This is a genomic window from Microbacterium sp. ARD31 (assembly GCF_031844425.1).
In genome coordinates this window covers 1238877-1260625 of the sequence record NZ_JAUZVE010000001.1, presented here as the reverse complement: position 1 = coordinate 1260625, position 21749 = coordinate 1238877, and the positions used below count along the sequence as shown (strand labels likewise).

The window sequence follows — 21749 nt, the reverse complement described above, 5'->3', positions numbered from 1 at the left end:
CCGACACCGCTGAAGGGTACGTCGCCGCGCTGTCGTCCAGCGATGCGCCCGACATCGTCGAGGTGGGCAACACCCCGGCGCCCGGCGCTCCTGGCGGGCGCGAGCGCGGTGACCGGGGTCTGAGACGGGCCGCGGTACGGGATTCCGTCCCGGCGAGTCGCTCACGGTCCCAACGACCCACGGATGCCTGATCCGGGGACGACGACGCGAACCCTGCGTCGAGCGGATGCCGCGTCAGACCGTGCCGGTGAAGACCCGCCGCACCTGCAGACCGGCGTCGAGCAGCACCGCGTCGGCGACGGCGCCGAGGGCGAGCGAGCCGAGCTCGGGCCGGCCGATCGTGCGCGCCGGCGTCGAGGTCAGGGCCGTGACCGCGTCCGGCAGCGCGACCCCCGCCGCGACCGCGGTGCGCAGAGCGGCGTCCTGCGTCAGCGTCGACCCCGCGATCGTGCCGTCCGCGAGCCGCGCGACGCCCGCCTGCACCGTGACGGACAGCGATCCCAGGCGATAGGTCCCGTCGGCCGCCCCGGCGGCGGCCATCGCGTCGGTCACGAGCGCGATGCGGGCGGGGGCGGCGGCGAAGAGGATGCGGATGACGTCGGGGTGCACGTGCACGCCGTCGGCGATGACCTCGATCGTCACGCGCGGGTCGCCGGTCGCCGCGCCCACCGGGCCCGGGGCGCGGTGGTGCAGGCCGGGCATCGCGTTGAACGCGTGCGTGAGCAGCGTGGCGCCCGCCTCGAACGCGTCGCGGGCGAGGTCGGCGTCGGCGGAGGTGTGTCCCACCGCGACGACTACCCCCGCGGCGGTGAGGCGTGCGATCGCGTCGAGCCCACCGGGCAGCTCGGGGGCGAGGGTCACCTGCACGAGCGAGCCGCGCGCGGCGGCGATCAGCGCCTCGATCGCGTCGGGTGTCGGGTGAGCGAGAAGTGCGGGGTCGTGCGCGCCGTGGTGACCCGGGTCGAGGAACGGTCCCTCCAGGTGCGCGCCGAGGACCGAGGCATCCGTCTCCGCCAGATCCGCGATGACTCCGAGGCGGGTCTGCAGATCCGCCGGCGAGCCGGCGACGAGGGAGACGACGGCGCGGGTCGTGCCGTGGGCGAGGTGCAGCGCGCGGGCCGCGAGGATCGCGTCGCGCCCCTCCTCGTGCGCCCGGCCGCCGCCGCCGTGGCCGTGCAGGTCGACGAAGCCGGGTGTGAGCAGCGCCGCGTCGCCGGCGACCTCCCGCGCGTCGACGACCTCGTCCGCGTCGAGCCCGCGCCAGGTGTCACCTGTGCCGGATGCCGCGACGCGGCCGGCCACGACGTGGATCCACGCGTCCGGGGTCTCGGTGCCGCCGTCGACGAGTCGGGCCGAGTGGACGATGCGGCTCAGGTCGTCCACGGGACCTCCTCGAGGGCGGGGAAGCGGATGCCGAGGGTCGTCCACAGCGGTCCGAGACCGCCGACCCGGCTGCGGAAGGACGCCCACGAGCGCTCCGCGCCCGACGCGGGCGACCAGGCGATCTCCGCCGCGGCCGCGATGCGGGGGAACGCGAGGGCGTCGATGTCCTCGAGGGTCGCGACGGTCTCGGTCCACAGGGGCGCCTCGACGCCGAGGATCGCCGCCTCGTCGACACCGTCCACGACACGGGTCGGCTCCCAGTCGTACGCACGGGCGAGGCTCGTCGGACCGTTCGCCCAGGTGAACCCCAGCGGGGAGTCGGCGGTGGGCTTCATGTCGAGGTAGACCGCGTCGGCGGGCGACAGGATGAGCCGGCCGCCCCGCTCGGCGAACGCGCGCGCGTGCCGGGCCGCGGCATCCGTCGGCGAGACGAAGCCCCAGAACTGGCCGACCGTGCCGGGCGCGAGACCCGCCGCGGCGCCGGCCTCGTGCCAGGCGACCGGGGTCTTGCCGAGTGCCGTGATCGCGGCGCTCGCGGACGCGACGAAACGCGCGAAGTCCTCGGGCGTCGTGCCGAGCGACTCGTCGCCGCCGAAGTGCAGCCAGGGGCCGGGGGTGAGGTCGGCGAGCTCGGCGAACACGTCGCGCACGAACGCATCCGTCGCCTCCTCCCAGATGCGCAGCGACGAGAACCCGACGCCGATCCCGGTGTAGGGCTCGCCGGCGACCGGCGTCGACCCCTCGCTGATGACCTCGACGGCGGGGGCCTCTGCGAGTTCGGGGTATGCGAGGCCGACGGCGTGCGTGTGGCCCGGCATGTCGAACTCGGGCACGACCGTCATGTGACGGGGATGCCGCGTACTCGACGATCGTGCGGTAGTCGTCCTGCGTGTAGTACCCGCCGGGGGCGCCGCCGACGGCGGTCGCCGACGCCTTCGCGGTGAGCTCGGGGCGCGAGCGCAGCTCGAGCCGCCAGCCCTGATCGTCCGACAGGTGCAGGTGAAGGACGTTGAGCTTGAGGGATGCCGCCCGGTCGATGTACGCCCGCACGGTGTCGACGTCGTGGAAGTGCCGCGCGACGTCGAGCATGACACCGCGGTAGGCGAAGCGCGGGCTGTCGACGATCCGCACGGCGGGGACGACCCACGCGTCGCCGTCGCGTCCGACCAGCTGGACGAGGGTCTGCACGCCGTAGAAGAGGCCCGCGGCATCCGCTCCGGTGATCCGGATGCCCGTGGTCGACGCCTCCAGCCGGTACGACTCCGCCGGGCCCGACCCGTCGACCGCCAGTGCGATGCCGTCGCCCGTGCCGAGGTCGAGTCCCGTGCGGGTCCGGACGAGCGCGCGCAGGTGCGCGGCGGCATCCGGATCGCCCGTCACCGCCGCCCCCGTCAGCGCGAATGGCGCGCCGTCCGCGACGGCGACGTCTGCGGGAAGGGGCACGAGGGGGAGGGGGAGCACCGCCACCACCGTTCTGTAAGGTGTCCTAACAAAACCGATCAGGCCAGCCTAGCAGCGGCGGCATCCGTTATGCTCGCAGTGTCGCGACTGGCGTTGAGGTGGGCTACCACCGGGGAGCGATTGACACGGCATTCGACCGCGCGCCTGGGCCGATGCGAGATTCCTCATCCCGAAAGCCGTCGTCAGGAGATCGTCATGACCGATTCGCTGTTCAACGCCCCCCTCTCCGAGGTCGATCCCGAGATCGCCGATGTGCTCGAGCGCGAGCTCGACCGCCAGCGCGGGTTCCTCGAGATGATCGCCTCCGAGAACTTCGTTCCCGTCTCGGTGCTGCAGTCGCAGGGCTCCGTCCTCACCAACAAGTACGCCGAGGGCTACCCCGGTCGCCGCTACTACGGCGGCTGCGAGGTCGTCGACGTCGCCGAGGAGCTCGCCATCGAGCGCGCCAAGGCGCTGTTCGGCGCCGAGTTCGCCAACGTCCAGCCGCACTCGGGCGCCTCAGCCAACGCCGCCGTGCTGCATGCGATCGCCCGCCCCGGCGACACGCTGCTCGGCCTCTCGCTCGACCACGGCGGCCACCTGACCCACGGCATGAAGATCAACTTCTCGGGCCGTCTCTACGACATCGTCGCGTACGGCGTCGACGCCGAGACCTCGCTCGTCGACATGGACGAGGTGCGGCGTCTTGCCCTCGAGCACAAGCCGAAGGTCATCATCGCGGGCTGGTCCGCCTACCCGCGTCAGCTCGACTTCGCCGCGTTCCGCGCGATCGCCGACGAGGTCGGGGCCCTCCTCTGGGTCGACATGGCGCACTTCGCCGGTCTCGTCGCGGCCGGCCTGCACCCCTCGCCCGTGCCGCACGCGCACGTCGTCTCGTCGACCGTGCACAAGACGATCGGCGGCCCCCGTTCGGGCTTCATCCTCACGAACGACGCCGACATCGCGAAGAAGATCAACTCGGCCGTCTTCCCGGGTCAGCAGGGCGGCCCGCTCATGCACGTTATCGCCGCCAAGGCGACCGCGTTCAAGCTCGCGGCGTCCGACGCCTTCAAGGAGCGCCAGCAGCGCACCGTCTCGGGCGCGGCGATCCTCGCCGACCGGCTCTCGCAGCAGGACGTGAAGGATGCCGGCATCTCGGTCCGCTCCGGCGGCACCGACGTGCACCTCGTCCTCGTGGACCTGCGCGACGCGGCGATCGACGGCAAGCAGGCCGAGGACCTGCTCCACGAGATCCGGATCACCGTCAACCGCAACGCGGTCCCGAACGACCCGCGCCCGCCGATGGTCACGTCGGGGCTCCGCATCGGCACCCCGGCGCTCGCGACCCGCGGCTTCGGCGACGCCGAGTTCACCGAGGTCGCCGACGTCATCGCGCTCGCGCTGCAGCCGGGTGCCGACCTCGAGGCGCTGCGCGCGCGCGTCGCGACGCTCGCCGACGCCTTCCCGCTCTACCCCGGCCTGCAGCAGTGACCGCCGGCATCCGCCCCCTCCTCCGCCCGCGAGACTGCACGCACGCCTCGAGACAGTGGTCGCGGACCGCCGTCTCGTGCTCTCCGTGCAGTCTCGCGGTCGAGGGGCGACGACAGGAGACACGATGACCGCGGCGGTCCTCGACGGCAAGGCGGCCTCGGCCGCGATCAAGACCGAGCTGGCGGAGCGAGTGGCCGTGCTCAAGGAGCACGGTGTGACGCCCGGGATCGCCACCGTGCTCGTGGGGGCGGACCCGGCATCCCAGCTCTACGTGGGGATGAAGCACCGGCAGTCCGAAGCGATCGGGATGAACTCGATCCAGCGGGAGCTTCCCGCCGACGCGACGCAGGAGCAGGTCGAGGCGCTGATCGACGAGCTCAACGCCGACCCCGCGTGCCACGGCTACATCGTGCAGCTGCCCCTGCCGAAGCACCTCGACACCGACCGGATCCTCGAGCGCATCGACCCGGAGAAGGATGCCGACGGCCTCCACCCGACGAACCTCGGCCGCCTGGTGCTCAACGTCAACACCCCGATCACCTCGCCGCTGCCGTGCACGCCGCGGGGCGTCATCGAGCTGCTGGTGCGCAACGGTTACGACCTGGCGGGCAAGCACGTCGTCGTCGTCGGCCGCGGTGTCACGATCGGCCGGTCGATCGGTCTGCTGCTCACGCGCCGCGAGTACAACGCGACCGTGACGCTCACCCACACCGGCACGACCGACCTCGGCGCGCACCTGAGCGAGGCCGACGTCATCGTGGCCGCAGCCGGTGTGAAGCACATCGTCACCGCCGAGCACGTGAAGCCCGGCGCGGCGGTGCTCGACGTCGGCGTCACCCGCGAGGACGACCCCGAGACCGGCAAGAGCCGCGTCTACGGCGACGTGCACCCGGACGTCGCTGAGGTCGCCGGCTGGCTCTCGCCGAACCCCGGCGGCGTCGGCCCCATGACCGTCGCGCTCCTCATGACGAACGTCGTCGAGGTCGCCGAGCGCGCGGCGGGCCTGCGCGCCTGACGCACACGTCGTGAACGAGGGATGCCGGGTGTCGCCCGGCATCCCTCGTTCTCGTCTTCGGAAGCCGCTCGCCTGTCGCAATCTGCGGAGGTGCGCCGCGTGTCGTGACAGGGGAGACGTGGGGGTAGTGCCCGACGCCGCTCGCCTGTCGCAAACTGCGGGGGTGCGCGGCGTGTCGTGACAGGGGAGTGACCCGCGCGGGGCGCCTCAGGCGGTGAAGCGGGCGAGGAAGGCGCGGGTGCGCTCCTCGCGGGGATGCCGCAGCACCTCCGACGGCGGGCCCTGCTCCACGATCGTGCCGGCGTCGAGGAAGACGACGTGGTCGGCGACATCGCGGGCGAACGCCATCTCGTGCGTCGCCATGAGGATGGTCGCGCCCTCGGACGCCAGATCGCGGACGAGCTCCAGGACCTCTCCGACGAGCTCGGGGTCGAGCGCGGAGGTGATCTCGTCGAGCAGCAGCACCTCGGGGTCGGTGGCGATCGCGCGGGCGATCGCCACGCGCTGCTGCTGACCCCCCGACAGTCGGTCGGGGTGGTCCTTCGCCTTGTCGGCGAGGCCGACGCGTGCCAGCAGGTCGCGGGCGCGGCTCTCGGCCTCGCGCCGCGGCACACGGTGCACGACGCGCGAGGCGAGCGTCACGTTGTCGATCACGGACAGGTGCGGGAACAGGTTGAAGCTCTGGAACACCGCGCCGAGCCGTGCCCGCACGCGGTTGCCGTCCACGCGCGGATCGGAGATGTCCTCGTCGCCGAGGAAGATCTGCCCGTCGTCGATGGGTTCGAGCAGTCCGAGGCAGCGCAGCAGCGTCGACTTGCCCGAGCCGCTCGCGCCGATGAGGGCGACGACCTCGTGCGCGGCGAGTGACACGTCGACGCCCTTCAGCACCTCGCGGTCGCCGAAGGACTTGTGGATGCCGGTGGCTCGCAGGACCGCGCTCACAGCACCGATCCCGTCTGCTCGCGCTCGCGCAGCCGCGCCGTGTACCAGTCCGCGAGGCGGATCGTGGGGATCGCAAGCAGGATGAACAGGATGCCGGCCACGACGTACGGCGTGAAGTTGTACGTCGTCGCGGTCACCGATCGCGCCCCGGCGATCGCGTCGATCCCCGCGATGATCGAGATGAGTCCCACGTCCTTCTGCATCGAGATGAAGTCGTTCATGAGCGCCGGTGTCATCTTGCGCAGGGCCTGCGGCAGCACGACGCGGCGGAGCGTCTGCACGTGGCTGAGACCGAGCGCGCGGGCGGCGAGGCGCTGCGACGGGTGCACCGACTCGATGCCCGCGCGGATCACCTCGGCGACGTACGACGAGTAGGTGAGGGTCACCGCGAGCACACCGAGGAACAGCTCGTCGATCCGCTCGCCGACGATCGTCGGCAGACCGAACCCGACCAGGTAGAGGACGATGATGAACGGCAGGCCGCGGAACAGGTCGGTGTAGCCGGCCGCCAGCATCCTGACCGGGAAGAACACCGGACCGCGGAGCGTCCGCAGCAACGCGATCGCCAGCGCGACGCCGCCGACCGTGAAGATCGAGACGCCGAGGACGGTGAGGTTGACGAGGAACCCGTCCCATACCTTGGGCAGCGCCTGCAGCGCGACGGCGGGGTCGAAGAAGCTCTGCTGGACCTTCGACCAGCCCTCGGTGTTGATCACCGTCGCCCAGACGACGACGGCGAAGACGAGGGTCGACGCGATGGCGATCAGCACGGATCGCCGTTCGCGGCCGCGCCGGTACGCGCGACGGTCGAGCTCGAGCTCGCTCGGGATGCGGGTGGTCACGGATCGACGCTAGCGCGCCCTCACGGGAGCTCGGTGACGCCCTCGGTCAGACCCGAGAGCCATTTCTCCTCGAGGTCGGCGAGGGTGCCGTCCTCGCGGAGCTCGTCGACGGCGGCGCTGACGGCGGGGGTCAGCGGCGAGTCCTTCGCGAGGAGGAGGCCCCACTGGTCCTCGATGCCCGACTTCGGCAGCTCGCCGACGAAGAACGAGTTCTCGATGTAGAAGTTCACCGCGACGTAGGCGGTCGGGGTGTCGAGGACGACGGCGTCGACCTGGCCCGCACTCAGGGCGGCGGTGGCGTCCTCGTTCGAGTTGTAGAGCTTCGGCTCCAGTCCGAGGTCGAGCGCGTCGAGGGTGAGGGCGCTCGTGGAGTTCGCCATCGCTCCGATCGTGATGTCCTTGAGCCCCGCGAGGTCGGTGACGCCGTCGGCCTTCCCGCCCTTGAGGGCGATCAGCGACTGGCTGGCGGAGTAGTAGGGCGACGAGAAGTCCACGCCCTGCTTGCGCTCGTCGGTGATCGTGTACTGCTGGACGTTGAAGTCGAAGCTCTTCGGTCCCGGAGCGATCGCCGCGTCGAAGCTCGTCCGCACCCACTCGACGTCGTCCTTCGCGAAGCCGAGCTTGTCGGCGACGGCGTAGGCGACGGCGGCTTCGAAGCCCTCGCCGGACTCCGGGTCGTCGTCGATGACGTACGGCTCGTACGCGGTCTCGCCGGTCGCGATCGTCAGCTTGCCGGGGGTGACGTAGTCGTCGGGGGAGGGGCCCGCATCCGACGAGGACGAGGCGCTCGGCGCGGCGCTGGTCGCGCAGCCTCCGAGGAGCAGGGCGAGGGCGGCAGCGGATGCCGCGAGTGCGGTGCGCAGGGCGGGACGACGGGACATGAGGGCCTCCGGAGGCGCCGAGCAGGCTCGGTCGAGGGGGGTTCGGGTGGCGACGCCGCGCGATCGGGCGGGTGCCGACCCTCATTCTCGCGCGGGGAGGGATGCCGCGGGCCCGGAGCGTCGCTTTGTTACACGCCCGTCATCGCCGCTGGTCGGTGAGCGCTTGAGAGGATGACGGGGTGACTCCTTCTCGCACTCTCATCGTCGGGTCCGGTCGGATCGGCTCGCGTGTCGCGGCCGCGCTGCGCGACGCGGGCGGCGAGGTCTGGACACTGCGGCGGTCGGCGGCATCCGAGCCCGACAATCACCACATCGCGGCCGACCTCTCGCGTCCGCTGGAACGCCCGCTGCCGGCCGTCGACGCCGTCGTCGTGACACTGCCGCCCGGGGACGACGACTTCCTCGCCGCGGCGGCGAGCCATCTGGCGGCGGCGCTTCCCGCGGCGCCGGGGCGGACGGTGTGGGTCTCGTCGACGCGCGTCTTCGAGGGGTACGGCGACGACCGCCCCCTGACCGAGGCCGACGAGCCGCGCCCGGCGGGTCCGCGCGCGCAGCAGCTCGTCGACGGAGAGGTGCGCGCCGTCGACCTGCTGGACGCGGTCATCCTGCGGCCGGCGGGGATCTACGGGCCCGGGCGCGACCGCCTCATCCGCCAGGTGCAGGGCGGCGTGCCGATCGACCACGAGCGCCGGACCAACCGCATCCACGAGACCGACGTCGTGCGGACGATCCTCGCCCTGCTCGCGGCGGACGCCCCGCCGCGGGTGGTGCACGGCACGGACGAGCGCCCCGCCACGCTCGGCGAGGTCGTGACGTTCCTCGCCGGACGCCTCGGGCTGCCGGTGCCGCCGCGCGGCGCACCGGGTGAGCGGCGCGGCACCGTGCTCGACGGTGCGCTGCTGCGCTCGGTCGTCGGCCCGCTCGCCTACCCGACGTTCGAGGACGGCTACGGCGAGATGCTCGCCGAGCGCTGACCGCCGCGGGAACCTGGGCGTCGACCCTTGGCGGGTGTCGGTGGCGCGCGGGAGGATGAGCACATGAGCGTCGACCCCCGGATCCTCGACTGGCTGCGCGACTCCGACCCGTCGCTGCGATGGCAGGTCGAGCGCGACCTCGCGGGGGAGCCGGCCGAGGTGTGGCAGGCGACGCGCGCCCGCGTGTCGCGACGGAGGGGTACGGCGCGGCCCTGCTCGCGCAGCAGGGTCAGGACGGACAGTGGGAGGGCGGCGCGTACTTCCCGGTCGGGTTCTTCGGCAGCCCCGAAGCGGAGATGCCGGGGCAGCCGTGGACGGCGACGACCTGGACGCTGAAGGATCTGCGCGAGTGGGGAGTCCCGGCATCCACCCTCGGGGACACCGCTGACAAGCTCGACCGCCACAGTCGGTGGGAGTACGACGACCTGCCCTACTGGGGCGGCGAGGTCGACGTCTGCATCAACGCCTTCACGCTCGGGACCGGGGCCTGGCTCGGCGCCGACGTCTCGCGGCTCGCGCAGTGGTTCCCCGAGCATCAGCTCGCCGACGGCGGGTGGAACTGCGAGGCCGAGGAGGGTGATTCCGTCCGCAGCTCGTTCCACTCGACCCTCAACGCCCTACGGGGCATGCTCGCTTACGAGGAGTTCACGGGCGATACCGCCCTGCGCGACAGTCGCCGACGCGGTCAGGAGTATCTGCTCGAGCGCCGCTTGCTGTACCGGCTGTCGACCGGCGACCTCGTCGGACCCTTCGTGACGCAGTTCGTCTACCCGAACCGGCACCGTTACAGCGCACTCGCCGCCCTCGACCATTTCCGCGAGGCATCCCTGCACGACGGCGTCGCCCCCGACGAGCGACTCTCGGACGCCGTCGACCTGGTGCGGGCCGCGCAGCAGCCCGACGGGACGTGGCACCAGGGTCGCGTCCTCGAAGGGCGCCGCTGGTTCGATGTCGACGCTCCCGAGGGACAGCCCTCGCGCTGGCTCACCTTCCTCGCGCTCCGCGCGCTGCAGTGGTGGGATGCCGACCGGTGAGCGGACCGCGTAGGTTCAGGGATGTGATCGTCAACCCGCTGCTCCCGTCCGTCTACGACGTGGTCTGGTCGCTCGTCGCGGTGATCGTGGTCGCGCTGGCCGTCGTCGCGCTCGTGTCGCTCGCGCGCGCAGGGCGAGGCTTCACGTCGGTGCAGGCGCTCGCCGGGGTCCTCGTGGTGCTGTTCGTCCCGGTCCTCGGCCCCGTCGCGTGGCTCGCGGTCGGTCGGCGGGCCGGCCTCGAGGGCCGCCCCGACGCCCGCACCTGACGTTCGCGCCTCAGCGCCGCAGGTTCACCTGCAGGATCTCCTCCTGGTACGGCGCGCGGACGGCGCCGGACACGCGCAGGTCCAGCAGCAGGAACGGGCGCTCGTCCGCCGGCAGCTCCCGCCAGTGTGCGAGCGCGTCGAGGTCGTCGAGGGTCCGCACGACGACGCCCTCGGCACCGACGGCGCGGGCGAGGCCGGCGAAGTCGACCTCGGGGATCTCCATCGGCCCGCGCGCCAGTCCCATCACCCCGTACAAATGCACCTCGGCGCCATACGCGCCGTCGTTCCACACGACCGCGAGGCCGCGGCCGCGCGCGACCCGGACGGCGGATTCGAGGTCGGCGATCGCCATGAGTCCGCCGCCGTCGCCGGTCGTGAGAACGATCGTCGACTCGGGACGCGCCGTCGCCGCACCGGGGACCGACGGGAAGCCGAGCCCGATCGACTGATATGCGGTGCCGACCATCATCATCCGGTCGGGTGAGGCGACCGGCCAGAACATGTTGGCCCAGCCGATGAAGTGGCCCCCGTCCGAGACGACGACGCGGTCCTCGGGCAGCAGCTCCGCGATGGCCGCCGCCGCGCTGCGGGGATCGAGCCGGCCGTCGGGGGCGATGCCGTCGCCGTGCTCCCGCGCGCGCAGTGCGGCGACGTCGACGCCTTCCCGCCAGCGCGACGCGCCGCCGCCGAGACGCTCGAGCTCGTCGGCGATCGCCCGCGCGGCGAGGGCGGCATCCGCCCGCAGGTACCGGCCGACCTGCGGATGCGTCGCCGCGGGTGCGACGTCGACCTGAACGATCGTCGCGTCGGGGGCGAACAGTTCGCCGAAGCGCATCGTGAACTGGTTGAGCGAGGCGCCGAAGACGACGACGACGTCGGCCTCGCGGACCGTCGCCATGGCCCGCTCTGCCCCGAAGCCGCCCGTGACCCCCAGGTCGAACTCCGCGCGCGGGAAGATCCCCCGGCCGAGGGCGGTGGATGCCGTCAGCGCGCCGGCTGCGTCGGCGAGACGTCCGAGCTCGTCGCCGGCCCCCGCGGTCCATGCGCCGCGGCCGGCGAGCAGCAGGGGTCGCTCCGCCGCGGCGAGCAGACGCGCGATCGTCGCGACGGTCGCCTCGGCGTGCGCACCGGTGGGTACGAGCGGGGCGGGCAGCACCGGATCGGGTGTCGCGGGGATCTCGCCCGCCTCGCGGCCGCCGACGTCGTAGGGGATCGCGAGGACGACGGGGATGCGGAACGACAGGGCGTGCTCGATGGCGATGACCGTCGTGGCCGCGGCATCCGTCCGTCCGACGGTGTAGGTGCGGACGCCGACCGCCGACGCGAGCGAGAGCTGGTCGACGTCCCACGGACGCGGACCCGAGGTCGGTTCGTCGCCGACCACGAGCACGAGCGGCACCCGAGCCTGTGCCGCCTCGGCGAGCGCGGTGAGCGTGTTCGTGAACCCGGCGCCGTAGGTGGCGGTCGCGGCGGCGAGCCCGCCCCCGGCCCGATGGTGCGCGTCGGCGGCGACGACCCCGCCCGCCTCGTGGCGGACGGCGGTGAAGGTGACGTCGTCGCGACGCTCGAGGGCGTCGAGGACGAGGGCGTTGCCGTTGCCCATCACGCCGAAGACATGGTCGATGTGGGCGGCGAGGGCGGAGGCGACGTGGGCGGCGACGGTGGGCATGGGTGCTCCTGGAGACGATGACGACGGATGCCGTATGTGTCTCGCTCCCCGCGGCGTCGCGGGTGGCTGCGTGCCCCTTTTCCGAGCACCAGGGTCGGTCGCGGCCCTGGACGGCATTCAGTGTAGCTACGACGCGCGCGGGAATCACGCCCGCGTGCCACACTGCGGTCATGTTGCAGACGATGGAGATCAGCCTCACCCCGTTCGACGCGGCACGCATCGTCCTCGACCATGTGCAGTCGTCGGGCATGACGGTCGAGTGCGTGGGGCAGCACGCCACGGCGACGGAGTCCGGTCACCAGATGGCGCTGCTGATCTTCGAGAAGTACTACATGCGCACGAGCAGTCGCGCGTCCCTCACGGTCGTGATCGAGAACCTCGCCGGCCCGACGAAGGCCGTCTTCCGCGGATCCGGCGGGGGCGAGGGGGCGCTGTTCCGCTTCGACTGGGGCGCGAGCGCCGACTTCGCCTCCAGCGTGATCGACGCGCTCGAGCCCTACGCGACGTCGGCCTGAGCGGATTGGATGCCGAGATGACGGATGCCGCGACGGTCCGCGCGCACCGGCTCCGCTCGCACCTGCTCGCCTCGCCCGCGGCGAGCGTCGTGGAGGTCGCCGAGCATCTGGGCGCCCTGCAGGCGCAGGACTTCAGGCGAACCTCACTCGCGCTACACCCGTCCCGCGGCGGCGATCAACACGACGTTCACGCGTGTCGGTCGAGGAACGCGTACACCTCGCCGTCGTCGACTCCGGGGAACATCCCGCGCGGCAGCGGCGAGAACATCTGCATGTGCACGCGGGCGCTCGGCCACGCCTTGCCCTGCCAGCGTTCGGTGAGATCGGCGTCCGGCCGCCGGCAGCAGGCCTCGTCGGGGCAGGTCGACGTGGCGCGCTTCTGCGTCTCGCGCCCCCGGAACCAGCGGGCATCGTCGAAGGGTACGCCGACGGTGATCGAGAACTCGCCCTCGGCGGTCGTTCCCGTCTGACTCGAGCACCAGAAGGTGCCGCCGGGGGTGTCGGTGTACTGGTAGTGCTCGGTCGTGCGGTTCTGCTCGGCGAACGCCGACCGCGCCGCGAACTTCCGACAGACGACCTGACCCTCGACCGAGCCGGTGACGTCCATGGGCAGCGGGAGACCGTCGTTCTCGTAGACGCGGTTGATGGCACCCGCCCCGTCGACGCGCAGGAAGTGCAGCGGGATGTCGAGGTGCTGCGTCAGGAGGTTCGTCAGCCGCATCCCGGCCGCCTCGTGCGTGACGCCGAACGCGTCGCGGAAATCCTCGACGGCCAGGTTGCGCTCCTTCTTTGCCTGCGACAGGAACGCGACGGATGCCGTCTCGGGCATGAGGCAGCACGCGGCGTAGTAGTTGATCTCGAGGCGCTGCTGCAGGAAGTCGGCGTAGTCCGTGGGTGGGGCGTGCCCGAGCAGGCGGTGCGCCATCGCCTGCAGGGCCATCGAGCGCAGGCCGTGTCCGCCGGGGATGGATGCCGGGGGCAGATAGATCCGGCCGTTCTCCAGGTCGGTGACCGAGCGAGCGGAGTGGGGGAGGTCGTTCGCATAGATCAGCTCGAAGCCCAGCTGTTCTGCCATGATGCTGACGGTGCGGTGGGTGAGCGCACCGGTCGTGTGGCCGGCTGCCTTCAGCTTCTTCTCCGCGAGCTTCTCGATGTCGGGCAGATAGTTGTTCTGCTCTCGCATCCGCAGTCGCAGTTCCGTGTTGGCGCGACGTGCCTCCTCCGGGGTCGCGATCGACTCGCGCTCCCGGCGCTCGAGTTCGCGGTGGAGCGCGAGGATCCCCTCGATCGTCTCGTCCGTCATCGTCTTGGTGACCTTGACGGGCGCCACGCCCAGGCGGCGGAAGACCGGGCTCTGCTGCGCGCGCTCGAGCTCGAGCTCGAGCGCGGCCCGCCGGTTCGGCGGCTCGTTCGAGAGCAGGTCGGTGACATCGGTCCCGGTCGCCGTCGCGATCGCCTGCAGGACCGACAGTTTCGGCTCGCGCTTGCCGTTCTCGATCAGGCTGAGCTGGCTGCCGGCGATGCCGACGATCGCCCCGAGCTCGTCGAGCGTGTACCCGTGGGCCTGGCGCTGATGACGGATGCGGTGGCCGAGGGTCGAGAGCTGGAGGGGCGTCGCCATGATCTTGAGCCTAGCGAAAAATTTCGGATTCTTTACGTCGAGAATCCCGGAAAGCGCCGCGATCCACCCGGCACAGTGGAACCACGACCACCCCGACCGAGGAGCGCCGAATGGCCATCGCAGACCTGTTCACCCGCCCCACCCGCATCGCGCCCACGCCCGCTGCGCACACAGCCGCGGCGGCGCCCACCGGCATCCGCCCCACCGTCACGGGTGAGGGCATGGCGGCCCTGCACGCCTGGGTCGACGAGATCGCCGCCCTCACTCAGCCCGCCCGCATCCACTGGGTCGACGGCTCCGCCGCCGAGAACGAGGCGCTCCTGCGCCAGCAGGTCGACGAGGGCAAGCTCATCAAGCTCAACCCCGAGTGGCGGCCCGGTTCGTACCTCGCCCGCTCGCACCCGAGCGACGTCGCCCGCACCGAGGCGCGCACCTTCATCGCGTCGGAGCGTGAAGAGGATGCCGGGCCCACCAACAACTGGATCGCGCCCGACGAGATCCGCGCTACCATCACGCCCCTGTTCGAGGGCAGCATGCGCGGTCGCACGATGTACGTCGTCCCGTTCTCGATGGGAGCCGTCGGCGGGCCGCTCTCGCACATCGGTGTGCAGGTCACCGACAGCGCCTACGCGGTCACCTCGATCGGGATCATGACGCGGGTCGGCGCGTCGGTGCTGGAGCAGATCGCCGACGGCAAGCCCTGGGTCAAGACGGTGCACTCCGTCGGCGCTCCGCTCGCGCCCGGCGAGCAGGACGCCGCCTGGCCCTGCAACGACGAGAAGTACATCGTGCACTTCCCCGAGACGCTCGAGGTGTGGTCCTTCGGCTCAGGCTACGGCGGCAACGCGATCCTCGCGAAGAAGTGCTTCGCGCTGCGCATCGCCTCGGTCATCGGACGGGACGAGGGCTGGCTCGCCGAGCACATGCTGCTCATCCGCGTCATCGACCCGGCCGGCAAGGCCTACCACGTCGCCGCCGCGTTCCCCTCGGCCTGCGGCAAGACGAACCTCGCCATGCTCCGCCCGACGATCCCGGGCTGGCGCGTCGAGACCCTCGGCGACGACATCGCGTGGCTGCGCCCGGGCGACGACGGACGCCTCTGGGCGATCAACCCCGAGGCCGGCTTCTTCGGCGTCGCGCCCGGCACCGGTGAGTCCACCAATGTGACGGCGGTCGACACGCTCTGGGGCAACACGATCTTCACGAACGTCGCGCTGCGCCCCGACGGCGACGTCTGGTGGGAGGGTCTCACCGACGAGGCGCCCGCCGAGCTCACGGACTGGGAGGGCAAGCCCTGGACCCCGGCATCCGGTCGTCCTGCGGCCCACCCGAATTCGCGCTTCACGGTCAGCGCGGACCAGTGCCCCCAGATCGCCGAGGACTGGGATGCCCCCGAGGGGGTGCCGCTCGACGCGATCCTCTTCGGCGGGCGCCGCGCGACCAACGTGCCGCTCGTGGTCGAGGCGACCGACTGGACCCACGGCGTGTTCATGGGCTCGAACATCTCGTCCGAGCGCACCGCGGCCGCTGAGGGACTCGTCGGCGAGCTGCGCCGCGACCCGTTCGCCATGCTGCCGTTCTGCGGCTACAACATGGCCGACTACTTCGCCCACTGGCTGAAGGTCGGGCAGCAGCTGCGCTTCGACCGCGCTCCGCGCATCTTCCAGGTCAATTGGTTCCGCAAGGGGTCCGACGGACGCTTCCTGTGGCCGGGCTTCGGCGACAACGCGCGCGTCATCGACTGGATCATCCGCCGGATCGACGGGTCCGTCGGCGCCGTCGACAGCCCCGTCGGACGCCTTCCGCGCACCGAGGACCTCAACCTCGCGGGTATCGAGGTGCCGCAGGCGGATCTCGACGAGCTGTTCGCGGTGGACCCGGCATCCTGGCTCGCCGAAGCCGACCTCACCGAGGAGTTCTACCGCACCTTCGGCGGCAAGGTCCCCGCGGCCCTGTACGCCGAGCTCGCCGCCCTCCGCTACCGCCTGAAGCGCACCCAGCAGCGCGCCTGACGCGCGACGTTTCGGCCGCCGACCCGACGCGAACGGCTGTTCCCGGATGCCGGGAGCCGCCGTTCGCGTCGGCTCGCGGTGCGTTCGGGTCAGACGAGCAGCTGACGGGCGGCGAGGTCGCGGTAGAGCGGCACGTCGCGGATGAGCTCGTCGTGCGTGCCCTGGCCGACGACGCGGCCGTGGTCGAGGACCACGATGAGGTCGCTGTCGACGACGGTCGAGAGCCGGTGGGCGATCACGACGAGCGTGCGGCCGGCCGCGACGGCGTCGATCGCCTCCCGCATCCGTTGCTCATTGAGCCCGTCGAGCGACGACGTCGACTCGTCGAGCAGCAGGATCGGAGGAGCGGCCAGCAGCGCCCGCGCGATCGCGAGGCGCTGGCGCTCGCCGCCCGAGAGCATGACGCCCGCTTCGCCGACCGGCGCCTGCAGCCGCAGCGGCGACCGCTCGAGCACGTCCGTCAGGTTGACGGCGGCGAGGACCCGTTCGCAGTCCGCATCGGAGGCGTCGGGTGACGCGAGCCGCAGGTTGTCGGCGATCGTGCCGGCGAGGGTCGGGGCGTCCTGCTCGACGTAGCCGAGGCGGGCGCGCAGCGAGAGCCGGTCGAGCGCGCGGGCGTCGACGCCGTCGATGAGCACGGCGCCGGCCGTCGGGTCGTAGAACCGCTCGATGAGTGCGAGGGTCGTCGACTTCCCGGCGCCGGACGGGCCGACGAGGGCGACGCGGGATCCGCGCGGCACCCGGAACGAGACGCCCCGCAGCACCGTGGCCTCGGGCTCCGGCTCGGCGTCCTCGGGCAGGGGTGCGCGCGCGTCCGCGAGGGTCTTCAGCGCCTCGTCCTGCGCGCTGCGGCGGGCGCGGACGACCGCCTCGGGGTAGGAGAAGTGCACGTCACGGAACTCGATCGCCGCCGTGCCGTCGGGGGAGGGGGTGACAGCGGATGCCGCGATCGCGGCATCCTCTGCCGTCTCGTCCGGCAGGTCGAGGACCTCCTGGATGCGGCCGAGCGCGCCGAGGGCCTGGTTCACCGACGTGATGGCTCCGAAGAACGAGGCGAGGGGCTGAACGAGGAAGAAGAGGAACATGACGAAGACGACCAGCTGGGCGATCTCGATCGCGCCCGACGCGACGCGGAAACCACCCACGCCGAGGACGACGAGGAGCGACACCTGCAGCGCGATGCCCGCGACGGGGACGACGACCGCCGACGCCTTCGCGACCGACACGCCGGCGTCGTACGCCTCGCTCGCGGTGGCCGAGATGGCCGCCTGCTCGCGGGACTCGGCGCCCGATGCCCGGATCGTGCGGATCGAGCCGATCGCGCGTTCCACACCCGAGGCGAGGGCGCCGACCTTCTCCTGCTGCACGGACGTCGCTCGCCGGATGCGTCCGCTCAGGACGCCGACGACGGCGGCCGAGGCGCCGATCACGACCACGATGAGCAGCAGCAGCACCGGGTCGATCACGAGCATCGCGACGATCGCGCCGACGAAGATGAGCGCGTTGCCGATCGAGTCCGCGAAGCCTTGCGTGAGGACCGCGTAAAGCAGTGTCGTGTCGGTGCCCACGCGCGAGACGAGGTCGCCGGTGCGCCGCGCGTCGTACTCCTGCACCGGAAGGTGCAGGAGCTTCGCGATCAGACGCCGCCGGCTCGAGTAGACGACCGCGGTGCCGGTGCGCTGCAGGAGGTAGTGCTGGAACCCGCCGATGAGGGACGAGACGACCACGAGGCCCACGAGGACCCAGACGAGGATGCCGAGGGCCTGGCCGGCCTGCACGCGCCCGATGACGTCGCCGACGAGGAGCGGCTGCACGAGGGTGGCGACCGCCTCGAGGACGCTCAGGACGGCGACGACGACGAGGACGCCCTTGTGCTCGAGCAGGAAGGGGAGGAGCTGGCGGAGGCTGGCGCGGGGGCCGTCGTCCTTCGAGGGGCGACGCAGACCGCGGCGGGGCGTGGACATCCCTCTATCTTCCCCCTCGCGGCTGAGGGGATGTCCGATGCCGTCGGTAGGGTGGTGCGGTGCCAGAAGCCGTGATCCGCGCCGAGAGCCTCGTGAAGGCCTACAAGACCAAGGGCAAGCCCGACTTCGTCGCCGTGGACGGCCTGTCGTTCGAGGTCGCGCCGGGCGAGTCGTTCGGTCTCCTCGGCCCGAACGGCGCGGGAAAGTCGACGACGATGAAGATGATCGGCGCCGTCTCGACCCGCACGAGCGGCGATCTCTCGATCCTCGGGCTCGATCCCGACCGGTACGGACCCGAGATCCGGTCCCGGCTCGGCGTGGTCCCGCAGCAGGACAACCTCGACGGTGAGCTCAACGCCCGCGAGAACCTCTACATCTACGGCCGGTACTTCGGGCTTCCCGGGAAGGTGTGCGCCGAGAAGGCCGACGAGCTGCTCGCCTTCGCGCAGCTCGAGGACAAAGCCAAGAGCAAGGTCGACCAGCTCTCCGGCGGCATGAAGCGTCGCCTCACGATCGCCCGCGGACTCATCAACGACCCCCGCATCCTGCTCCTCGACGAGCCGACGACGGGGCTCGACCCGCAGGCGCGGCACGTCCTGTGGGACCGCCTGTTCCGCCTCAAGGAGCGCGGGACGACCCTCGTCCTCACGACGCACTACATGGACGAGGCCGAACAGCTCTGCGACCGGCTCGTCGTCGTCGACAAGGGGCGCATCATGGCCGAGGGGAGCCCGGCCTCCCTCATCCGCGAGCACTCCAGCCGCGAAGTCCTCGAGGTGCGCTTCGGGTCCGACCGCAACGAGCAGGTCGCGGCGCAGCTGCAGGGGGTCGGCGATCGCATCGAGGTGCTGCCCGACCGCATCCTCGTGTACGCGCACGACGGCGAGGCCGCGCTCGAGCGCGTCACGGCCGCGGGCCTGCAGCCCCTCACGAGTCTCGTGCGCCGCTCGAGTCTCGAGGATGTCTTCCTCCGTCTCACCGGACGGTCGCTGATCGAATGAGCGGAACGACCGCGTCGGTGCAGCCGACGCTCGACGAGTTGCGCGCCGAGGCCCTGGAGTGGGGCCGAAAGCCGCGCCGGTACGGCAGCTGGTACGTGACTGAGCACATGGTCCGCGCGATGCGCGCGTACGGGTGGACGATCGTCGTCGGCGCCCTCGGGCAGCCGGTGCTGTATCTGCTGGGTCTCGCGGCGGGTCTCGCCGCCCTCATCCAGGCGCCCATCGACGACCGCGGCGTGCAGGTGGACTACCTCGTGTTCGTCGCCCCTGCCCTCCTCGTCACGGCGGCGATCTCGGTCGCCTCCGAGGAGATGACCTACCCCGTCATGGCCGGGTTCAAGTGGCGGCGCTACTTCTTCGGGTTCAACGCGTCCGCCCTGTCGAGCCCGCAGATCGCGAACGGCGTCGTCATCGGCGCCGCCGCCCGCATGACTTTCGCGGTCGCGGCGTACTACCTCTTCATCTGGCTCCTGGGTGCCCTCGGCATCGGGTGGACGACCGTGCCGCATCCCGAGACCGGCTGGCTCGCGATCCCGGCGGGTCTGCTCGCGGGCCTCGCCTTCGGCATCCCGCTCATGGCGTACGCGGGGTCGATCGAAGACGACAAGGGGCAGTTCGCGCTCGTCCAACGGTTCGTCTTCATGCCGATGTTCCTGTTCTCGGGCACCTTCTACCCGCTCGAGACCCTGCCGGTCTGGCTGCAGTGGATCGGCTGGGTCTCGCCGCTCTGGCACGGCGCCGAGCTCGGCCGACTGGCGACGTACGGTGCCGCCGTGCCGCCGGTGCTGATCGCCGTCCACCTCGCGTACCTCGTCGTGCTCGCGGGCGTCGGCTACCTGTGGGGCCGCAAGGTCTTCGTCGAGAGGCTTGCGAAGTGAACGCCGCGACGGTGCAGGCCTCCGCGCGTCGCGGCGGAGTGCGGGCGCTGTGGGCCGGCAACCCCGGCGCGGTCGTGCAGCGCGGCTTCCTCGCCGCCCGGTCGTCGAGCTGGGCGGTCGTCCTCTCCGGCTTCTTCGAGCCGGTGTTCTACCTCGCGTCGATGGGGCTGGGGCTCGGCGCGCTCATCGGCGACGTCGAGACCTCCCAGGGAGTCCCGGTGAGCTACGCCGCGTTCATCGCTCCCGCCCTGCTCGCCGTCTCGGCGATGAACGGCGCGATCTACGACTCCACCTGGAACGTCTTCTTCAAGCTCAATTACGGCAAGCTCTACGAGGGCATGCTGGCGACGTCGCTCGGCCCGCTCGACGTGGCGCTCGGAGAGATCCTCTACGCGCTCCTGCGTGGCCTGCTCTATGCCACCGGGTTCATGATCGTCATGCAGATTCTCGGGCTGAACCTGGCGTGGACGGCGATCCTCGCGATCCCGGCGGTACTCCTCATCGCGTTCGGCTTCGCCAGTCTCGGCATGGCCGTCACGAGCTACATGAAGACGTTCCAGCACATGGACTGGATCAACTTCGTCCTGCTGCCCATGTTCTTGTTCTCGGCGACGTTCTACCCGATCACCGTGTACCCCGAGTGGGTGCAGTCGATCGTCATGGCGCTGCCGCTCTGGCACGGCGTCGAACTGATCCGCGGGCTGACCACCGGCATCCTGTCGGCGGGCATGCTGTGGCACGTCCTGTACTACGTCGTGATGATCGCGGTCGGACTCGTCTTCACGACGAAGCGCCTGCGCGCGCTGTTCCTCGACTGAGGGTCAGCGTCCCGATTCCATGACCTCGCGCGCCTTGCGGATGCGGCGGGGGTTGACCGGATGCGTCGCGAGCACGACCTTGCCGCGCGAGTGCAGCTTCTGCAGGTCGTCGTATGCTTCGGCGACGTCGGCGAGCGGGTAGAAGCCCGACACGAGGACGTTGACCGCCCGCTTCTCGGCGAGCTCGACGACCTTGCGCAGCTGGTCGGTGCCATGGGCGACGGCCGCGGGGTCGTCCGACAGCAGGGCGACCTCGCGATCGCGACGGTCGGCGCTCGAGCGGAACTTGCTCGCGGGGACGCCGAGGGCTTCGGCGATCTCGTGTCCGTCCTGCCCGAAGTTGTCGATGTACGCGCTGACCCCGTCGGGGGCGAGGGCGCGGATCCGGTCGACGATCCCCTCGCCGTAGCGCACCGGCTTCACACCGAGCTGACGCAGGTAGTCGAAGTTGCGGTCGCCGCACGTCCCGATCACGCGAGCACCGCGGTGCATGGCGATCTGCGCCTCGACGCTGCCGACACCGCCCGCCGCGGCTGAGACGACCACCGTGTCGCCGGCGCCCACCTTGAGTTCGTCGAGGATGTCGAGGGCCGTCGTGCCGGCGAGGTAGAGACCGCCCGCGGTCTCGAACGTGACGTTCTTGGGCTTGCGCACGAGCCGGTCGGTCGACACCGTGAGGTGGCTGGCCTGCGCTCCCGAGCGGACGTGACCGACGACGTCGCTGCCGACGGGGAAGCCCGCCGTGTCGGGGCCCACGGCGATCACGGTGCCGGCGAAGCAGCTGCCTGATCGGCGGGGGAACGGGTCGTCCCATTCCTTCTCGGCGCCCGAGCGGACGAAGCCGTCGATGTGGTTGAGGCCCATCGTCATGACCTCGACGGTCACCTCGCCCGGGCCGGGCTCCGGAAGCGGGCGGGTGACGAGGTGGAGCACCTCGGGTCCGCCGGTCTCGTCGTACTCGACGACCGATGCCTGTGTGACCTTCTTGATGGCCATCGTCCAC

Annotated in this window: 18 protein-coding genes, 2 pseudogenes and 1 riboswitch; of the genes and pseudogenes, 10 read left to right on the top strand and 10 right to left on the bottom strand. The window is 71.5% G+C overall.

Features of this window, described 5'->3' with window-relative positions; translation table 11 throughout:
- Window positions 1-234 precede the first annotated feature (234 nt).
- The 3 genes and pseudogenes from nagA to Q9S36_RS06280 form a co-directional block, all read right to left on the bottom strand.
- Complete coding sequence (nagA, locus tag Q9S36_RS06290; protein WP_311284463.1) at window positions 235-1383, bottom strand: N-acetylglucosamine-6-phosphate deacetylase; 1149 nt, start codon at window positions 1381-1383, stop codon at window positions 235-237.
- Entirely contained in the window at window positions 1371-2225 is an 855-nt protein-coding gene (locus tag Q9S36_RS06285) for a family 20 glycosylhydrolase (RefSeq protein WP_311284366.1), read from the bottom strand. Before Q9S36_RS06285 ends, nagA begins: the two co-directional genes overlap by 13 nt.
- 67 nt (window positions 2226-2292) lie before the next feature.
- A pseudogene (locus tag Q9S36_RS06280) lies at window positions 2293-2826 on the bottom strand (family 20 glycosylhydrolase); the annotation flags it as partial.
- A gap of 91 nt (window positions 2827-2917) precedes the next feature.
- Window positions 2918-3001, top strand: a riboswitch (ZMP/ZTP riboswitch).
- A gap of 38 nt (window positions 3002-3039) precedes the next feature.
- Here Q9S36_RS06280 and glyA point away from each other — a divergent pair.
- Entirely contained in the window at window positions 3040-4314 is a 1275-nt protein-coding gene (gene glyA / locus Q9S36_RS06275) for a serine hydroxymethyltransferase (protein ID WP_311284365.1), read from the top strand.
- Between the two features lie 124 nt (window positions 4315-4438).
- Window positions 4439-5329, top strand: coding sequence for a bifunctional methylenetetrahydrofolate dehydrogenase/methenyltetrahydrofolate cyclohydrolase (locus tag Q9S36_RS06270; RefSeq protein WP_253034772.1), 891 nt, complete (start codon window positions 4439-4441; stop codon window positions 5327-5329).
- A 207-nt stretch (window positions 5330-5536) separates the two neighbouring features.
- Here Q9S36_RS06270 and Q9S36_RS06265 read toward each other — a convergent pair whose 3' ends face one another.
- The 3 genes from Q9S36_RS06265 to Q9S36_RS06255 are packed head-to-tail and all read right to left on the bottom strand — an operon-like array spanning window position 5537 to window position 7994.
- Window positions 5537-6271, bottom strand: coding sequence for an amino acid ABC transporter ATP-binding protein (locus Q9S36_RS06265; RefSeq protein WP_311284364.1), 735 nt, complete (start codon window positions 6269-6271; stop codon window positions 5537-5539).
- On the bottom strand, window positions 6268-7113 hold the full coding sequence (locus Q9S36_RS06260) for an amino acid ABC transporter permease (protein WP_253034774.1): 846 nt from the start codon (window positions 7111-7113) through the stop codon (window positions 6268-6270). Before Q9S36_RS06260 ends, Q9S36_RS06265 begins: the two co-directional genes overlap by 4 nt.
- 20 nt (window positions 7114-7133) lie before the next feature.
- Window positions 7134-7994, bottom strand: coding sequence for an ABC transporter substrate-binding protein (locus Q9S36_RS06255; RefSeq protein ID WP_311284363.1), 861 nt, complete (start codon window positions 7992-7994; stop codon window positions 7134-7136).
- A 179-nt stretch (window positions 7995-8173) separates the two neighbouring features.
- Here Q9S36_RS06255 and Q9S36_RS06250 point away from each other — a divergent pair, with 179 nt between their 5' ends.
- The 3 genes and pseudogenes from Q9S36_RS06250 (at window position 8174) to Q9S36_RS06240 (ending at window position 10268) form a co-directional block, all read left to right on the top strand.
- Window positions 8174-8968 (top strand): NAD(P)H-binding protein, encoded by a 795-nt coding sequence (locus tag Q9S36_RS06250; RefSeq protein ID WP_311284362.1) that lies wholly within the window; start codon window positions 8174-8176, stop codon window positions 8966-8968.
- Window positions 8969-9031: 63 nt separating this feature from the next.
- Window positions 9032-10002, top strand: a pseudogene (locus tag Q9S36_RS06245) (squalene cyclase).
- Between the two features lie 23 nt (window positions 10003-10025).
- A complete protein-coding gene (locus tag Q9S36_RS06240) occupies window positions 10026-10268 on the top strand; it encodes a PLDc N-terminal domain-containing protein (protein WP_311284361.1) in 243 nt (80 codons plus the stop codon).
- 10 nt (window positions 10269-10278) lie between these two features.
- Here Q9S36_RS06240 and Q9S36_RS06235 read toward each other — a convergent pair whose 3' ends face one another.
- Window positions 10279-11937, bottom strand: coding sequence for a thiamine pyrophosphate-binding protein (locus Q9S36_RS06235; RefSeq protein ID WP_311284360.1), 1659 nt, complete (start codon window positions 11935-11937; stop codon window positions 10279-10281).
- Between the two features lie 170 nt (window positions 11938-12107).
- Here Q9S36_RS06235 and Q9S36_RS06230 point away from each other — a divergent pair, with 170 nt between their 5' ends.
- Window positions 12108-12452, top strand: coding sequence for a DUF6054 family protein (locus Q9S36_RS06230; RefSeq protein ID WP_064001314.1), 345 nt, complete (start codon window positions 12108-12110; stop codon window positions 12450-12452).
- A 187-nt stretch (window positions 12453-12639) separates the two neighbouring features.
- Here Q9S36_RS06230 and Q9S36_RS06225 read toward each other — a convergent pair whose 3' ends face one another.
- Window positions 12640-14073: a helix-turn-helix transcriptional regulator gene (locus Q9S36_RS06225; RefSeq protein ID WP_253034784.1), complete on the bottom strand. Its 1434-nt coding sequence runs from the start codon at window positions 14071-14073 to the stop codon at window positions 12640-12642.
- A gap of 110 nt (window positions 14074-14183) precedes the next feature.
- On the opposite strand from Q9S36_RS06225, the gene Q9S36_RS06220 reads away from it, so the two are divergent.
- On the top strand, window positions 14184-16085 hold the full coding sequence (locus Q9S36_RS06220) for a phosphoenolpyruvate carboxykinase (GTP) (RefSeq protein WP_311284359.1): 1902 nt from the start codon (window positions 14184-14186) through the stop codon (window positions 16083-16085).
- A gap of 89 nt (window positions 16086-16174) precedes the next feature.
- Here Q9S36_RS06220 and Q9S36_RS06215 read toward each other — a convergent pair whose 3' ends face one another.
- Window positions 16175-18049, bottom strand: a complete 1875-nt coding sequence (locus tag Q9S36_RS06215; protein WP_311284358.1) for an ABC transporter ATP-binding protein — start codon at window positions 18047-18049, stop codon at window positions 16175-16177.
- 59 nt (window positions 18050-18108) lie between these two features.
- Here Q9S36_RS06215 and Q9S36_RS06210 point away from each other — a divergent pair, with 59 nt between their 5' ends.
- From Q9S36_RS06210 to Q9S36_RS06200, 3 genes are read left to right on the top strand one after another with little or no spacing between them, the layout of a single operon-like run.
- Window positions 18109-19050, top strand: a complete 942-nt coding sequence (locus Q9S36_RS06210; protein ID WP_311284357.1) for an ABC transporter ATP-binding protein — start codon at window positions 18109-18111, stop codon at window positions 19048-19050.
- Window positions 19047-19928 carry an ABC transporter permease gene (locus tag Q9S36_RS06205; protein WP_311284356.1) on the top strand — a complete coding sequence of 294 codons (882 nt, stop codon included), beginning with the start codon at window positions 19047-19049 and terminating at the stop codon, window positions 19926-19928. Before Q9S36_RS06210 ends, Q9S36_RS06205 begins: the two co-directional genes overlap by 4 nt.
- Window positions 19925-20746 (top strand): ABC transporter permease, encoded by an 822-nt coding sequence (locus tag Q9S36_RS06200; RefSeq protein ID WP_311284355.1) that lies wholly within the window; start codon window positions 19925-19927, stop codon window positions 20744-20746. The genes Q9S36_RS06205 and Q9S36_RS06200 overlap by 4 nt, the downstream gene beginning before the upstream one ends.
- 3 nt (window positions 20747-20749) lie before the next feature.
- On the opposite strand, the gene Q9S36_RS06195 is transcribed toward Q9S36_RS06200, so the two are convergent.
- Window positions 20750-21742, bottom strand: a complete 993-nt coding sequence (locus tag Q9S36_RS06195; RefSeq protein ID WP_311284354.1) for an NADP-dependent oxidoreductase — start codon at window positions 21740-21742, stop codon at window positions 20750-20752.
- Between the last annotated feature and the right edge of the window lie 7 nt (window positions 21743-21749).